At 70.8% G+C, this 15,930-nt stretch carries 6 protein-coding genes and 1 pseudogene; 6 read left to right on the forward strand and 1 reads right to left on the reverse strand.

The features are described 5' to 3' along the window. Positions 1-459: hypothetical protein (locus ABJK26_RS09730; protein WP_347242081.1), on the reverse strand; the 459-nt coding region annotated here is incomplete at its 3' end. Positions 460-620: 161 nt separating this feature from the next. Between ABJK26_RS09730 and ABJK26_RS09735 the strand changes: the two genes are divergently transcribed. The 6 genes and pseudogenes from ABJK26_RS09735 to ABJK26_RS09760 all read left to right on the forward strand — a co-directional run. Beyond that, positions 621-1,109, forward strand: coding sequence for a hypothetical protein (locus ABJK26_RS09735; RefSeq protein ID WP_347242082.1), 489 nt, complete (start codon positions 621-623; stop codon positions 1,107-1,109). 12 nt (positions 1,110-1,121) lie between these two features. Continuing rightward, positions 1,122-3,890, forward strand: coding sequence for a hypothetical protein (locus tag ABJK26_RS09740; protein ID WP_347242083.1), 2,769 nt, complete (start codon positions 1,122-1,124; stop codon positions 3,888-3,890). 127 nt (positions 3,891-4,017) lie between these two features. Next, the gene (locus ABJK26_RS09745) at positions 4,018-6,726 is read left to right on the forward strand and encodes a hypothetical protein (RefSeq protein WP_347242084.1); all 2,709 of its coding nucleotides are present in this window, start codon (positions 4,018-4,020) and stop codon (positions 6,724-6,726) included. Further along, a complete protein-coding gene (locus tag ABJK26_RS09750; protein WP_347242085.1) occupies positions 6,723-12,086 on the forward strand; it encodes a hypothetical protein in 5,364 nt (1,787 codons plus the stop codon). The genes ABJK26_RS09745 and ABJK26_RS09750 overlap by 4 nt, the downstream gene beginning before the upstream one ends. Next, complete coding sequence (locus ABJK26_RS09755; protein WP_347242086.1) at positions 12,083-15,628, forward strand: right-handed parallel beta-helix repeat-containing protein; 3,546 nt, start codon at positions 12,083-12,085, stop codon at positions 15,626-15,628. The genes ABJK26_RS09750 and ABJK26_RS09755 overlap by 4 nt, the downstream gene beginning before the upstream one ends. A 106-nt stretch (positions 15,629-15,734) precedes the next feature. Continuing rightward, positions 15,735-15,917, forward strand: a pseudogene (locus tag ABJK26_RS09760) (hypothetical protein); the annotation flags it as partial. Positions 15,918-15,930 lie beyond the last annotated feature (13 nt).

Genomic DNA, 15,930 nt, shown 5'->3' on the forward strand with positions numbered 1-15,930 from the left:
GTGCAGGAAGAGCCCCAGGGGGACGGCGAGGGGCGCGAGGGGGGGATAGATCGCCAAGAGGGCGAGGGCGATGGGAAGGGAGATCCCCACCGCCACCGTCCCGCAGGCGGGGGAGAGGGCCTTGGCCCGCCTCCAGGCCTCCTCCGGCTCCACCCCCTCCTCCACGAGGAGGAGGGCCTCCACCACCTTGTGCTCCGCCCCGTGCCAGCGCCTCATGGCCCCGAAGCGGAGGGCGAGGGGGGCGAGGAGGAGGAGGGCGGGGAGGGCGAGGTAAGGGGCCCTCTCCTTCCCCAGGGCGAGGAGGACGAGGGCGGGGGCGAGGAGAAGGGCGACGAGGGCGAGGGACTCCGCCCCGCGCCGCCCCCTCGTCACCCGCACCCCGCGGGCGTCCACGGAGCAGACGAGCCCCTCTCCCCGAATCTCAAACCCCCACGGCGAGGAAGCGCCTACCCAGGCCATGGGGGCATTTTAGAGCAAGCATAAGGTCGCGGTGGTCAGGAGGGTAAACCGCCCCTCCCCAGACCGTCCAGGACCAGGTCCGCCTCCTCGAGGCCCCGCCGGGCTCAGGTTTTCACAGCTCTTTCACAGGTTCCTGTATCCTTTAGTTATAGGAGGGAGATATGCGAAGAGCGCTCTTGGGTTTTGCCCTTCTCGCCCTGGCCGTGGCCCTGGCCCAGGCCCTGGGCCTGGACCTCCGGCCCTACCTGGTCAAGGTGGTAGAGGGCAAAGAGGTCTACGAGGAAAACCCCCCGGCGGTGAAGCCCGGGGACGTCCTGGAGTGGCGCCTCCTGGCGGAGAACCGCTCGCAGGGCGACCTCCGCCAGGTGGCCCTGGTCATCCCCATTCCCAAGGAGACCTACTACCTGGAGGGGAGCGCCAAGCCCCTCCAGGTGGGGGGTGCTACCCTCAGGCCCGAGTTCAGCTTTGACGGGGGGAAGACCTTCGGCCTGCCCCCCCTCAAGAAGCGGGTCCGGGTGGTGGAAGGCGGAAAGGAGGTGGAGAAGGAGGTGGAGGTAAAGCCGGAAGAGTACACCCACGTCCGCTGGGTCGTCCCCCTTCTTTCCAAGGGGGCCAAGGTTTCGGTCAGTCTTAGGACGGTTGTGAGGTAAGGAGGTTGAGAGATGAAGAAGAAGGCCGTATGGCTGTTCCTTTGGGCGTTGCTCCTGGGGCTGGCCTACGCCATGACCCCGGCGGGCACGGCCATCCAGAACCAGGCTTCCGCAAGCTACATTGACTCCGCGGGCCAGCCCAGGACCACCACGTCCAACCTGGTGACCACCCTGGTCAAGCAGGTCTACGCCTTCAGCATCACGCCCAACGGTCCAGACGAGGCAAACCCCGGCCAGACCAAGAACGCCCTCCCGGGGGGCCAGGTGGTCTTTACCTACCTGGTGCAGAACAACGGGAACGGCACGGATACCATCAACCTAAGCACCGAGCAGGGCACCGCCGATAACTTTGACCTTTCAAGCCCCACCATCTACCAGGACGCCAACTGCAACGGCGTCCTGGATGCCGGGGAGACCACCCCCATCACATCGGTTACCCTCGGCATGGGCCAGCAGGCCTGCCTTCTTGTGGTGGCCACGGTGCCTTACATCGCCAAGAACGGGGAGTACGGCAACCTGAACCTCCGGGGCACCTCCGCGGGGGGGTCCACCGACACGGACAACTGGGCCCGGGCCGTGGCCACCACCGCCGGCGCCCTCACCGCGAGCAAAGCCGCAAGCCCCTCGGGCGCCGTGGCCCCAGGCGACACCATCACCTACACCATCTCCGGGCAGAACGTGGGCGGTGACGCCGTCTACGGCATCTCCGTGACCGTGGACGGGACCTCTAAAACGGGCATCCTCATCGCCGACGTCCTGCCCACGGGCCTCACGGTGAGCGCCATGCCCACCGGCACCGCCGGGGCCGGCACGGTCCGCATCATCTACGATGACGACGGGTCCGGCTGGCGGACCCTCACTTCCTCTGCCCTTCCCCTCACCGGAGACGGCACCATCAAGATCGGCATGCTCATTGAGGGCACGGGGGCCTTCTTCCCCGTGGGCGCCCAGTACACCTTCAGCTTCCAGGCCCAGGTGCCCACAAGCGCCTCCGCCGGAGCCACCTACAGCAACAGCGCCACGGTGCGGTTTGACGCCAACGGCGACGGCGACGCCGACGATCCCGGCGAAACCCTCACCACCAACTCCACCACCAACACCGTGGGCGCGAGCTACAACGTGGCCGTGGGCCCCTACGGCCACCCCGAGGGCGGGGCAACCGGCTCCTACTCCGCGGGCGGCTACACCGTGACCCGCTCGGGCGACACCCAGACCATCGCCACCGCCTACTCGGGCACCACGGTCACCTTCCGCCACACCCTCAAGAACACGGGGAACACGGGGGATAGCTTCACCCTCTCCTACACCGGGGCGCCCTCTGGCTGGGCCTGCCAGCTGGTGGCCGACGACCTCACCACCCCCATCTCCGGCCCCGTGGGCCCGGTGGCGGTGGGCGGCACCTACAACTTCGCCCTGAAGTGCGCCATCCCCAGCACCTACACGAGCACCACGGCCGTGAGCCTCACCGTCACCGCCACCAGCGTGGGGGACACCTCCAAGAGCGACACCACCACGGACACCGTGAGCCAGGTGAATGACGGCTTCCGCCTGGACATCTACGGTGGCCTTGACGGCTCCGGCACCTACACGCACAGCAAGGCATCTGGCTCCGCCAACACCTCTGACGACCCCGCCACTTCTCGTCCCGCTATTCCCACCACCACCGCCAACCCCGGGGCCTCCGTGGTCTACCGGCTTCGGGTGGACAACCTCAACCCCAACGGCTTGGCGGACAACTACCAGCTTTCCGTTCAGGGGGTGTCTAACTTCGGCCAAGTGGACAACGTGCTCTTCTACGCCGACGCCAACGACGACGGTATCCCCGACGGGGCTCCCATCACCAACACCGGCATGGTCCCCGCCGGCGGCACCTTCAAGTACCTGGCCGTGGTGACCCTCAAGCCCAACGCCTCTCCCGTGAGCGTGGGCTTCAACTTCGTGGCCCAGAGCACCCAGTCCGCCAGCGAACCCATTGACTACGTCTACGCCCAGATAGACGTCAACACCCTGGCCCAGGTGCTCCTGGACCCCGACCGCTCCGGCACCACCACGAGCCCGGGCACCCTCACCTACACCCACACCCTCATCAACAACTCCAACACCTCTGCCAGCTGCAACGTTTCCGGTAGCGGCGGCACCCACGGCTGGACCTACCAGTACTCCACCGATGGGACCAACTGGTACGGCGCCCTGGGCGGCGTTGACGTGGACCCGAACGGCGGTACCAAGACCATCTATGTGCGCGTCCTGGTGCCCGCGGGCCAGGCGGTGGGCGTGGTGGACGTGAACACCGTGACCGCAAGCTGCACCGTGGGCTCCGGCAGCGCGAGCGGCAAGGCGAGCGACACCGCCACCGAGACCACCACCGTGGTGGGCGGGGAGCTCAGGCTCCAGAAGAGCGCCGTGAGCTACGTGGGGACCTCCACCACCGTGCGCTCTAGCGATGGGAGCCAGGCCTACCCCGGGGACGTCATCGTGTACACCATCGTGGCCGAGAACATCGGCACCGGGAACCTGAAGAAGGTGGTCGTGGCCGACCCCGTGCCCGCCTACACCAACTTCCTGAGCGTGAGCGCCGCCGCGAGCGGCTTCACGGGCACCGTGCGCGTGCTCTACTCCACGGACGGCGCCACTTGGTCCAGCACGCCTCCCACCTCGGTGCCCACGGGCGGCGTGGTCTACGTGGCGGTGGACACCAACAACGACGGCGACATCACCGACGCCGACTTGATGCCTCCCGCCGCCAAGATCACCATCACCCTTAGGGTCCAGGTGCAGTAGGCCCAACCCCCCGCCCCGGGGCTTCCCGGGGCGGGGCCCCCTGAGGGGGGAAACCGAAAAAACGAGAGGCAACTTTCAGAGGAAGCTTTCGCGGGCTTTTCACAAGGGCGAAGGAGGGTGAGGAGGGATGAGCAGGAACGAGCCGAGAAAGGAAAAGAAAGCGAGGGGCCTCCTTGCCCTTCTTCCCTTCCTCCTCTCCTTGGCCTTCGCCCTCACCCCCGCGGGGACGGTGATCCGCAACCAGGCCGTGGCCCTGGTCGCCGGGGAGCGCTACCTCTCCAACCCCGTGGAGACCGTGGTCCAGGCGGTGTGCCGCCCCCTCCTCTTTCCGGACGGCACCCCCACCACCCCGGGCCTTTCCCTGAGCGCCCCGCCCGGGGGGTACGCCTACCTGCCCTACCGCCTGAAAAACGGGGGAAACGCCCCCTTCACCTTCGCCCTCTCCTACGCCCTCCACGGCACCCCCCCCTGGACCCCGGGGTGGGTGCGCTTTTACCTGGACCTGAACGGGAACGCCTCTTTAGACCCCGGGGAGCCCGAGGTAGGGGAGGTGGCCTTGGGGGCGGGGGAGGAGCGGGCCTTGATCCTGGCCCTAAGCCTCCCCCCTACCGCCTCCGGGGACCTCCTCATCACCCCGGTGGCCCTTTGCCCAAGCGGGGAGCGGGACGACGCCAACTACGCCCGGGTGCGGGCCGGGGGGCCTCCTGAACCCGCCCTCTACCTCAGCAAGGCGGCAAGCCCGGGGAGGATTCTTCCCGGGGAGCGGGCCACCTTCACCCTGGTCCTGCGCAACCTGGGGGGCGGGGAGGCGGCAGGCCCCCTCTACCTCACCGACCTTCTTGGGGGCCTCGAGGGCCTCGCCTACGTTCCGGGAAGCGCCCATGCCCCCAAGGGCCAGGTGGAGTTCTACGACGGCGCCACCTGGCACACCGCCGAGCCCGGGACGGTGCTCGGCCTCCGCCTCGTCCTGCCCAGGCTTCTTCCCGGGGAGGAGGCGCTCCTCGCCTTCCAGGTGGAGGCCCGCCCCGGGGCGGCCCCGGGGGCGAGGGCGAACCGGGCCCGGGCCGAGGGCCCCGGGGGGCCAGCGGAGGCGGAGGCGGCCCTCGAGGTCCTTCCCCTCTACCTCCACCACCTCGGCCCCTACGGCAACCCCAAAGCCCTCCCCGGGGGGGAGATGAGCGGGGAGGACCTCCAAAGAGGCGGGGCCCTGGAAGGGGAGCTCTACTGCTTCCGCCACACCCTCCTGAACGAGGGTACCGGGATGGACACCTACCGCCTCCTTCTGGAGCCCACCCCGGCCTCCTACCGCCTGGAAACCCTCCTCGGGACCCCTCTCCCGGACCCCCTGGCCCTGGGCCCGGGGGAGCGGCTGGACTTCCAGCTCTGCCTCCTCGCTCCCCCCGGGACCCACGCGTTCACCCTCACCGCCCGCTCCCTGGCCACCGGGCAGGAGAACCGCACCCGGGACCTCCTGGAGGTGGGGCCTCGAGGGGCCCTTACCCTCCGCAAGGAGGCAAGCCCCGCCCCCGGCACCACCCTGAGAGCGGGGGACGAGGTGGTCTACACCCTGGTGGTGGAGAACGCCTTCGGCCCCCTCTCGGGGGTGCGCATAGAGGACGCCCTCCCCCCCTGGGTGGAGTTCCTCGAGGCCCCCGGGGGCACCTACGACCCGGGCCGCCACCGGGTCCTCTTCGCCCTGGACAGCTTGCCCACGGGCACCGCCCGCTTCACCGTGCGGGTCCGGGTCAAGCCCGACGCCCCCGAGGAGGCCCTCCTCCAGAACCGCTTCACCCTGTTCTCCCAAGAGACCCCCGAGCCCCTGGTCTCCAACGAGGTGGCCCACCCCCTTCTCTCCTTGAACCTGGCCCTGGAGAAGCGGGTTTCCCCGGGAGAGGTAGCGGTGGGCGGGGTGCTCACCTACACCCTCAAGGTGACGAACCCGGCCTCGGTGCCCCTGGAGGTGCGCCTCACCGACACCCCCGACCCGAGGCTTCGCTACCTGGAAGGAAGCGCCCGCGGGGGGCCCTGCGGCGGCGCCCTCTCCCCCATGGAGCCCGTCCTGGAGGGGGGCACCCTGCGCTGGACCTTCCCCTTGGGCCCCAAGGCGAGCCTCTGCCTGGAGTACCGCATGCGGGTCCTTCTGGGCGGAGGGGGGGTCCTGGAGAACGTGGCCCAGGCCCAGGGGCTTGGGGCCCAGGGCGGGGCCACCGCCAAGGTCCAGGCCCGGGCCCTAGCCCGGATGCGCCTCGGCCCCTCGGACCTGGAGGGCGGGGTGCTCCTTGGCCGGGTGTACCTGGACGTGAACCGGAACGGGCGCTACGACCCGGGCGAGGACATCCCCCTCCCCGGCGCCCGGCTGGTCCTGGCCAACGGCTGGCAGACCCTCACCGACCGGGAGGGGCGCTACGCCTTCCGCGGCCTGGACCCCGGGGTCTGGCAGGTGATGCTGGACCCGGCCTCCGCCCCCTTCCCGCCCCGGCCCCACCCTGAGGCCCTGGGGGAGGGGTACCGCCACGGGGTGCGGGTCCAGGGCCTCACGGTCTCCGACTTCCCCCTGGAAGCCCCAAGGGGCTTAGCCGAGGCCTACCGGGAGACCACCTTGCGCTTTGGCCCCCTTACCGTGGAGAAGCGCCTCTTCCCCTTGGAGAAGGGCTACCGCGTGGTCCTGGTTCTCCGCTCCGCCGAGCCCCTTACCGAGCTCACCGTGCGGGACCCCCTGCCTGGAGGAGAGGAGAAGGTCTTCGCCTTCCCCCGGTTTGAGGGGGAGGAGGTGCTGGAGTACGCCCTGGAGGAGCCCTTCATGTCCGACCCGCAGGTGCGCTGGAGGTACCCATGAGGCCCTTTTGGTTCCTTCTTACCTTCCTCGCCTTGGCCCTGGCCCAGGGCACGGTGCGGGACTTCAAGGCCACCGCGGTGGGGGACGCCCTGGGCTGGGAGAGCCCGGGGTTTGCCCTCTGGCTGGTTCTGCCCGAAAAGGAGCGCGTGGAGCTCGCCCTCTACTCCCCCGGCCTGGACCCCGAGGACTACCGCTCGGCCCTTAGGGGTAAGGAGGAGCTCGGGGACGAGCGCTACGACGGGGGCCGGGGAGAGGTGCGGGCCACCTTCCGCCTCCTCCAAGGGGGCTCGCTCCTCCAGGAGATGGCCTTCGGGGTGGAGCCCCACCGCTGGGTGGCCTTCTTCTCGGGGGAGCTTTCCCCGGGAGCCTACCTCTTTGAAAGCCGCCTTTCCGGCCTGGCCAAGAACGCCTTCGTCCTCAGGATCACCGCCTCCCGCTACCAGGTGGTCCTGGACCCTAAGGCGGTGGTGGTGGACGTGTCCACGGCCTCCAGCACCACCATCAGGCTCCTTCCGGACCAGCGGGGGCGGGTCTGGGCAGAACCCCTGGCGGTCTACTCCGAAGAACCCCTGGACGTCTACTTCTACGACGAGGACGGCCCGGAGGAGCTTAGGGCGAGGGTGCGCTATGAAAGCGGGTCGGTGGAGGAAAGGCAGGTTTCGGGGGACCGGGAGTGGGTGCGCTACGAGAAGAAGCCGGGCCTGGCCTTCTTCGGCTTCACCCAGCCGCCCACGGCCAAGCAGTACTCCAACACCGTGGCCTACAGGCTGGAGGCCTGCGCCTCCTGGGAAAACGGCTTCCTCCGCGCCGTGCCCCCCGGGGAGGCCAGGGCCCGGGTGGTGGACGAGGCGGGGAACCCCCTGAACCTTTCCGTGGAGGCCCAGGGCCACTTCTTCCGCCCCCTCCTTCCCCCAGGGGCGAACCTCCTCCGGGTGGAGGGGCGGGGGGCCGTGGTGCCCCGGGAGGGCGGGGCCGAGGTGGGCTGCCCCGGGGGCGAGGCGGTCTTCGTGGTGCGCCTCCCGTCTCCTCCCGCCGCTAAGGAAGGGGAGGTGCGGGTGAGGCTCCGCCTGGTCCTCCCCACGGGGGAGGCTCCGGGGGTAGCCCAGGTGGGCCTAGGGGGTGAGCCCGAGCGGGTGGAAGGGGAAAAGGTCTTCCGCCTCCCCCCGGGGCGCTACCCCTTGCGGGTCACGGCCGAGGGGGCCAGGGTGGAGGCGCCCAAAGAGGTGGAGGTGGGGCCGGGGGAGGCCAAGGAGGTGGAGGTCCGCCTCTACCCCCAGGTGGACCTCGCCCTAAGCCCCAAGGAGGTCTACCTGCGGGTGGGGGAGGAGGCCGAAGTGGCCCTGGAGGGGAGCACCCCATACCGGGGCCTCCTCTCCGGGGAGCTTCTCCTGGAGCTTCCCGAGGGCCTCGAGGCCCAGACCGCCACCCGGGCCACGGGCCCCCTCACCGCGGGCCGTCCCTTGGCCCTGAAGGTGCGCTTCCGGGCCCTCAAGGAGGGCCGCTACCCCCTCCTCGCCCGCCTCGCTCCTTACGGCCTCACCGCCGAGGGGAGCGCCGTGGCCGTCCGGCCCGCCACCTTCGCCCTGAAGAAGGAGGCCCTCACCCCCGAGGTGGAGCCCGGGGGGGTGGCCCGCTTCCGGGTCACGGTGGTGAACGAGGGGGACGAGGAGGGGAGGGCCCTCCTCCTGGACCGCTTCCTGGGCAAGGAGGAGAGGCGGGAGGTCTTCCTCGGGCCCAAGGAGGGCCGAAGCTACGAGCTCGCCTTCCCCGTGCCCCTGGAGGCCCAAGGGGTCCTGGTGAACCGGGCCGGGCTCTCCACCGGCGAGGAGGCGGAGGCTTCCTTGCGGGTGGTGAGGCCCAAGGCCCACCTGGAGCGGGACCTTCCCCACCGGGTCTACCTCCCCGGGGAGGAGGTGGAGCTCCGCCTCCTGGTGGAGAACCGGGGCGAGGCCCCCATGCGCTACACCCTGGAGGACGCCTGCCCCGACTGGCTTGCCCCCCTCGCCCCGCCCCGCTTTGAGGGCTACCTGAAGCCCGGGGAGAGGGCTCTCCACGTCTACCGGGCCCGGGTGCTCCTCGGCCCCGAGGCCCGGGGAGCCTGCGTGGCCCGCCTTAGGACGCCCCTGGAGGAGGTGAGGGCCGAGGTGGACCTCGCCCGGAGGCCCCTGGAGCTCGTGAAGGAGGCCGAGCCCGCCCGGGTGCTGGAGGGGGCGGAGGGGGTTTTCCGCCTTCGGGTGAGAAACCCCGCCGACCACGCCGTGGAGGTGGAGCTCAAGGACATCCCCGGCCAAGGCCTCGCCATGGAGCCCTGGTCGGAGCGGGTGCACTTGGGGCCCGGGGAAGAGCGGAGCTTCACCCTGGCCTTCCGGGCGGAGGCCGTGGGGGAGGCCGCGAACCAGCTCGTGGCCTTCCTCGGGGAGACCCCGGCGGCCTTCCCGTCGCAGGCCAAGGTGGCGGTCCTCCCCCTCCTCGCCCCGGAGCGCCTCTCCGTGGTGCGCCTGCCCTTCCGGGTGGAAGGCCAGGGGGACCTCCTTCTCCTGGGTGTTTCCCTCCCTCGAGGGGCGGAGTACCGCCCGGGCTCGGCCCGGCTGGACGGGGTGCCCGTGGAGGAGCCCAGGCTTCTTGGGGACGCCCTGGTCTTCCGCCTCCCCTTTAGGCCCGAGGGCACCCTCACCCTGGCCCTGCTCCACCGCGACCCCCTTCCCCCCCTTCAGGCCCCAAGCCTCACCCTGGTCCGGCTGGACCGGGAGCTTCCCCTCCAGGGAAAGCTGAGCCTCAAGGACTACGAGCGGGCCAAGCCCCTGCCCAAGGACCGGAAGGGCCTCATCCTCGAGCCCCAGGACGGGGCCATCGTGCAAGGGGAAGCGGTCTCCCTCAAGGTGGAGGCCCCCCTCGGGCCCATCCGGGTCGCGGTGAACGGCTTTGAGGTGCCCTCCCGCCTCCTCGGGGAGGCCCAGTACGACGAGGGGCGGAAGGTCCAGCGCCTCGCCTACTACGGGGTGCCCCTCGCCCCCGGGCGGAACGTGGTGGAGGTGGAGGGGCCGGGCTTTTACGACAAGGTGGAGGTGTTCCGCCCGGGGCCCGCCAAGGCCCTGGTCCTGGAGCCCGTGCGCCTCGTGGCCGATGGGCGCACCCCCCTGGAGTTCCGCCTGAAGGCGGTGGACGACCTGGGCCTCCCCACGGGCTTTGGCCTCGCCACCCTCGAGGCCGACCCCGAGCCCATCGCCCCCGACGCGAGCCTCCAGGAGACCGGCTACCAGGTGCTCCTCAAGGACGGGGTGGGAACCCTTCTCCTGAGGCCCCTCCTCGCCCCGCGGGAGGTCCGGGTCCGGGCCCGCTTCAACGAGCTGGAGCGGGAGTTCCGCCTCTTCGCCGGGGGAAGGGAGGAGCCCTTCTGGCTCGCCCAGGGAAGCGTGGGGGTGGCCTACCGTCCCGGGGAGCCTCCCAAGGCCTTCGGCCTCGCCCGGGGCTACGGGGAGCTTCCCCTGGGGGAGGGCCTCCTCCAGGTGGCGGTGGACACCACCGGGGGGCTTTCCCGCACCCCCGACCCCGGCCTCTTCCCCATCACCGGAAGCGGGGAGGAGGCCAAGCGCCCCCTCGCCTCCCACGACCCCCTGGCCTTCCGCTACGCCGCCTCCGGCCTCACCCTGAGCTACGAGCGGGGGGGCCTCGCCCCGGGGCTTGGGGAGGCCACGGCCCTAAGGCTTTCCACCCGGGGGGACCTCCGCCTCGAGGCCTTCCTCGGCCTCCTTCCCCGGGGCCAGGTGCGGGAGGAGATCGTCCCCGACGGCACCGCCTTCTACCGCCTCGCCCAAAGCCCGGCCCCCGGCTCCCTCCGCCTCACCCTCCAGGAGGGGGCCCGCCTCAAGGTCCTCTCCCCCGGCGTGGACTACACCTACGACTTCCGCACCGGGGAGATCGCCCTGGCGAGGCCCCTCTTTCCCCTCACCCCGGACTTCGCCCCCGTGCGCCTCATCGCCGAGTACGCCCCCCTCGCCTCCCCGAGGGACCTCCTCGCCGCCGGGGCCACCCTCACCCAGGAGGCGGGCCCCTGGCGCTTCAGCCTGGGGGGCTACGCCCTCGCCGCCTCCAGGGCCCTTTCGGGCTACGCCTTCGGGGCGGCGGTGGGCTACGAGGAGGGGGCGAACCGGGCCCGCCTCGAGGCCACCTACGCCGGGAAGTGGCGCTTCGGCCTCTCCGCCGGGCTCAAGGAGGGCCCCTGGGAGGCCCGGGGCGACCTCCTGGCCGAGGAGGGCGGGGTCCAGGGGAGCTTCCGCGCCGCCTACGACCTGGGGCCCGGCGTCCTCGCCCTGGAGCACACCACCCCCGCCCGCACCGGCCTCGTTTACGAGCAGAAGATTGCCCAGGGCTTCCGCTTCGGCCTAGGGGCGGGCTTCGCCTGGGCCGAGGGCAGGCCCTACCTCCTCGGGCGGGCCCTCTACGCCGAGGGCCGGGCCCGCTTCGGCCTCTCCCACGCCTACCTCCTCTCCGGGGCCCAGGAGACCCGGCTGGACCTCCTCTGGCCCCTGGGCGAGGCCCTGGACGCCGAGGGGAGCCTCGCCTACCTCTGGGGCTCCGGGCTCCAGGGGGCCTTCGGCCTGCGCCAGCGCCTGGGGAGCGCCAACCTCTCCCTCTCCTACCAGCTCCCCACGGCGAGCGGCGAGGGCAACCGGGCCCGCTTCGGCCTCGAGGCCCCCTTCCCCCTCACGCAGGAGCTCTCCGCCAACTTTAGTCTCTTCGCCCTCTACGCCCTCTCGGAGGGCCGGGCCGACCTCGGGGGCGGGGTGGGGCTCCGCTACGCCCGGGAGGGCCTGGTGGCCACCTTCGGCGTGGAGGCCGCCCTCGCCCCCAAGCTCCTCCTCCGGGGCGGGGCCGCGGGGAGCCTGGACCCGGAGAACACCCTGGCCCTGGACTTCACCTTGGGCCTCCTCCCCCGGGCCGAGGGCCGCTTCGGCCTGGCCTACGCCTTGAGGGCCTCCACCCTCTCCCTCCTCACCTACCACCGCTACGCCTCGGCGGATGGGGTCCTGGAGGGCCAGCTCGCCCTGGCCTACGCCCCCTCCCCCCTCTTCTCCCTTAGGCCCGCCCTGGGCTACCGCTACCCCTTCCCCGACCCCGCCGGGGCCACCTACGCCCTGGGCCTCTACGCCACCCTCTTCCCCTTGGACCCCTTCGGCCTAGGGGGCGGGGCGGCCTACACCTTCCAGCCCGCCACCGGGGCCCGCCACCTCGCCTTCTCCGTGGAGGGCACCCTGCGCCTCAGCCCCCTCTGGCTCTCCTTGGGCTACCAGTTCGGCGAGAGCCTCTTCGCCCCGGAAGGGGTGTACCTGAGGCTGGACGTCTTCGGAGGAAGCCGATGAGGAAGTCTCTTCTCGCCTTTTCTCTTGCCCTCCTTGGGCCCTTGGCCTTCGCCTTCACCCTCTCGGGCACCGTCTACGAGGACACCGTGGGGGCCGCAAACCCCGCGGACTTCGTCCCCCGGCCCGAGGTGAAGGTTCGGGCCTACGAGGACGTGAAGGGCAACGGGGTCCTGGACTCGGAGGACCTCTTCCTCGGAGAGACCACCACGGACGCGGACGGCCACTACAGCTTTACCCTGACCGTTCTCAAGGTGATCGTCATCGTGGACTCCCGGAGCGTCTCCCCGAGGGCCGGGTTCAACTCTGGCTTCGGCCAGGGAGACGTCTGGGCCGAGCAGACCTACGGGCCAGACCCCGCCTCCAGCACCCTAGCCCTTGGCCCCCGCTACGGGGGGGCGGACCCTGGGGCCTCGGACGGCTTCCACCCCACGGACACCTCCCCCGCCGCCAACGCCGGGGCCAAGCACCGGGCCTGGCTGGATACCGGCCTTGGCGCGGACATCTCCGAGGTGGACTTCGCCTTCAGCTTCAACGTGGTCACCAACCTCCGGGGAGGGGGGGCGGAGGACGACGACCCAAACGCAAACCGCACCGTTCAAGGGTCCTTGCGCCAGTTCCTGCAAAACGCCAACGCCATCGCCGGGCCCAACGCCATGCGCTTTGTCCCCGCCTCCCCCTATAACCCCGACACCTCGGACTCAGGGGGGAGCTGGTGGACCCTTTCCCTCACGGACCCCCTCCCCTCCCTCACCGATGAGGGCACCGTGGTGGACGGCACCGCCTACGATGCCCTCTCGCCGGACGCCCCGAGGGACACCAACCCTGGCTTCCTGGGAACGGGGGGCACCGTGGGCTTGGACGGACTTCCCCTGCCCCCCGTGCCCCGCCCCGAGCTCGCCCTGGACCTCTCGGGCCAGCCCAACACCTCGGGCACCATGGGCCTATGGCTCCAAGGCCCCAACCAGGTCGTGCGCAACCTGGCCATCTACGGCCAGCGCGGAAATCAAACGGGCGGCCAGGCGGCCCTTTACGTGGCGCCCGACGTGGGGGCTTCCGGGCCCGCCCTCCTGGAGCAGCTGGTGGTGGGCGCCCTCCCCGACGGCACCGACCCCGGCCCCACCAGGCAGAACCGCCGCTACGGCGTGCGCCTGGACGGGGTGGCCACGGTGCGCGGGAGCTTCTTCGCGTACAACGGCTATGGCCTCTTGGTCTACGGCCAATATGCCCAGGGAAGCCTCATAGAGGGAAACGAGTTCGCCTACAACGGCCCAAACTCCACCACCACTTCCGAGGACGCCGCCGACGGGGATACCGTGGCTTTTTGGAACTCCTCTCCCACGGCGTGGACCGCGACCACCACTTTCCGGGGCAACCTGGTGCGGGACGTGCACCAGGTGTCGGGGGGTGGGGCCGGAACCGACCTGGGCAAGGGGCTTGAGCTCTGGTACTCCGGCACCCAGAACGTGCTTATAGAGAACAACACCATCCTCCGCGCCCGCACCGCCGGGGTGGGTATCCACGCCGGGGCCCAGGGCAACACCCTGCGCAAGAACGTCATCCAGGATACCCTGGGCTACGCCGGGCTAGGCGGGGCCGGGGTTCACCTCTCGGTGACGGGAGGCGCTCCCGTGGCCAACCGCATCACCCAGAACCACTTCGGAAATAACCAGGGCCTGGCCATAGACCTGGACGACTCCGATTGGTACGTCGGGGACGGCGTGACCCCAAACAACGACAACTGCAACGACTCTACCCGGCCCAACCGGGGCCTGGACTTTCCCGTTATCGCCCGGGCCCAGGTGGTGGGGGCAAACCTCCTGGTGGAGGGCACCGCTTGCCCTGGGGTCAGGGTGGAGGTCTACAAGGCCCAGGCCGGGACGGGCGACTCCTCTGGCGGCCAGAACTACGGGGAGGGCGTGGAGTACCTGGGCGCGGGCACGGCGGACGCCTCGGGCAACTTCTCCTTCCAGGTCCCAAAGGGAAGCCTCGCCCCCGGGGATGCGGTCACCGCCCTCGCCATGGACGCAAGCGGCAACACCTCGGAGTTCAGCGCCAACCGCCAGGTGCTCTTCGGCTACAGCCTCTCCGGCAGGGTCTACCACGACCGGGAGCCCGACGGGGCCAGGGGCCCCTCCGAGGACTGGTCCGACGGCGTCGCGGTTTACGTGAAGTTGGTCCAGGGAAGCGCCGTGGTGGCGGTGCAGGCCGTGGCCCCGGGGGCCGGGACCTACACCTTCACCGGGGTGGCCCCGGGGAGCTACACCCTGGTGCTGGACGACAACAGCGACCTGGGGGACACCGCCCCCACCCCCCCTTCGGGCTGGCTCTTCGTTAACCCGGGCTCAGGGACCCTCTCGGTCTCGGTGGGGAGCGCCGACCTCGCGGGGCTGGACTTCGGCCTCTTCCACGGGGCCTTGGTGCAGGGCCGGGTCTTCTACGACGACGGGGAGGGGGGCGGCGCCGCCAACGACGCCCTGCAAAACGGCGCCGAGCGGGGGGTCCCTGGGGTCCTGGTCACCGCCACCGACGGCACCTCCACCCGCTCCGCCCTCACGGACGGCCTGGGGGCCTACCGCCTCTACTTGCCCTCTAGCTGGGGAAGCGTGGCCCTCTCCCACCCCTTGCGCCCCGCCACGGGCTACAACGACGGTGTGGCCGCCACCCGGGTCAATGACTTCGCCGAGGCCACGAGCCCAACCTCCCCCGGGGCCCAGGTGAGCCTCGGCCCCGCCTCGGCCCTCGCCGGGCAGGCCCTTGTCCGGAACTTCGGGGTGGTGCGGGAGAGCCGCTTCTACCCCTCCCAGTCGGGCCAGACCGCCTCCCCGGGCACCCTGGTCTACGCCCACCTCTTCCGCCCCGGCACCCTGGGGATGGCCGAGCTCCGCCTGGAGAACGCCCCTCTCTTCGGCTACTGGGCCCGGGTGGACCTGAACTGCGACGGCGCCTTCGGTCCCGGGGAGGACTTCGCCCCCCTTCCCTTAAGCTTTACCGTGGGCTCCACCTGGCCCCGGGAGGCCGACGGAAGCCTTAGGGCCTGCGGGGTGGAGGTGCGGGTGCTGGTGCCCCCGGGCCTTCCGGCGGGGGCCTTGGACGTGGCCCTGGTGGGGGCCCGCCTGGCCTGGAGCGGAAGCCCGGTCCTGGAGGCCCTGAGCCTCACCGACACCACCCAGGTGAGCGGGCAAGAGGTGCGCCTTACCAAGGCCGTGCGGAACGTGACCCAGGGCACCCCCTTTGGCACCCTGGGGGAAGGAAGGCCAGGGGACGTGCTGGAGTACTGCGTGGCCTACCGCAACCTGGGGACCCTTCCCGTGAGCCAGTTCGTCCTCACCGACCCCGTTCCCTTCTTCGCCGACCCCCTCCTCTCCGTGGCGGACTACGGGGACCAGGCCATCCGCTTCACCACCCCTGCGGGCACCCTCTACCTCACCGCCGATGCCGACGCCGATGCGGGGGAGATCGCCTCAAGCCTGGTGCGGGTGCGGGTGGGGACCCTGGGTCCCGGGGAGAGCGGGGAGGTGTGCTACCGCGTCCAGATCCGCTGAGGCCCCCGATAAAATGGGCCTCCGACACCCTCTACCGGGCCCTGAACCGACCCCTGGCCTCGTCCTTTGAACTCTTTGCAAAGGGGTGGGGGCATCGGCGCTGGCCTTGGGGTGGGTGGCCTATGGGCTCATGGCGTGTCGGCGGGAGCGGCTGAAGTTGAGCTTCCACCAATGCCCACGGAGACTCATCGCGGGTAAGCTAAGCCTGGATTTGAGCCCTCTTATACCACCCCAGGCTGGCTTGCGCCAGCCTGGGGGCCCCGGGAAAGAAGGCCCACAGAGGCCTTAGGGCCTTGGCTTAG

It is taken from the genome of Thermus sp. (assembly GCF_039793865.1).
GTDB lineage: Bacteria > Deinococcota > Deinococci > Deinococcales > Thermaceae > Thermus.